Source organism: Psychrobacter sp. DAB_AL32B, from assembly GCF_002224105.1.
Lineage (GTDB): Bacteria > Pseudomonadota > Gammaproteobacteria > Pseudomonadales > Moraxellaceae > Psychrobacter.
The window spans coordinates 1-862 of sequence record NZ_NEXU01000136.1; the positions used below are offsets into that span (position 1 = coordinate 1).

An 862-nucleotide genomic window follows, 5' to 3' on the forward strand; every position below is an offset into this window, starting at 1 on the left:
TGAACTGACCCCCGAAACTTGGACGGTTAATTAAATATAGGACTGAGTTCTGTATTGCACAGGGCTCAGTCCTTTTAGTTTAAGCTGAATTCTTTCATGATTATAATAATGCATAAATCTATGAATCTGTTGTTCTAACACTTCAATAGTCTTAGGCTTCTCAATGTAGATAGTCTCACATTTGAGTGTCCCGAAGAAGCTCTCCATCAGTGCATTGTCTAAGCAATTACCCTTTCGGCTCATGCTTTGCTTGATATTATTCGCTTTGAGCGTTGTTGCAAACGGTTTCATCTGATAATGCCACCCTTGATCTGAGTGTAGCGTTAGCTCCTCGGTACGCTTTTTAGGTATCCCTTTAACCGCACTATCAAGCATCTGTTTGACCAAGTCATATACGGGTCGTCTTGATAACTGGTAGCTGATGATCTCATTGTTATAACAATCGAGTATCGGCGATAGATACAGCTTATCATCACCCACTTTAAACTCAGTAATGTCAGTGAGCCACCTGCGATTTGGCGCTCTCGCCCTGAATCTGCGTTTAACTCTATTCTTGGCAATAACGCCGCACTGTCCTTTATAGGATCGGTATCTTTGTCGTCTGATTCTCGCACTAAGTTTAAGCTCACTCATAAGTCGTGCGATAAGCTTGTGATTATAAGTCAAACCTTCGTTTTTAAGCGCTTTGGTGACTCTACGATAACCATATCGACCTTTATGGTAGTGATAAATCTCACTGATACGCTGTTTAAGATCGGCGTACTTATCATCAGTCTTTAGGACACGTAGATGATAGTAAAAGCTGCTTCTTGGTATATTAGCCACGATAAGAAGTAAAGCTAGCCGATGCTGATCGCTTAAT

1 protein-coding gene is annotated in these 862 nt (G+C 41.1%); it reads right to left on the reverse strand.

The genetic code is table 11. The annotated features are described in order from the left end of the window. Positions 1 to 30 precede the first annotated feature (30 nt). Positions 31 to 862: IS3 family transposase (locus CAN34_RS13655; protein ID WP_123891921.1), on the reverse strand; the 832-nt coding region annotated here is incomplete at its 5' end.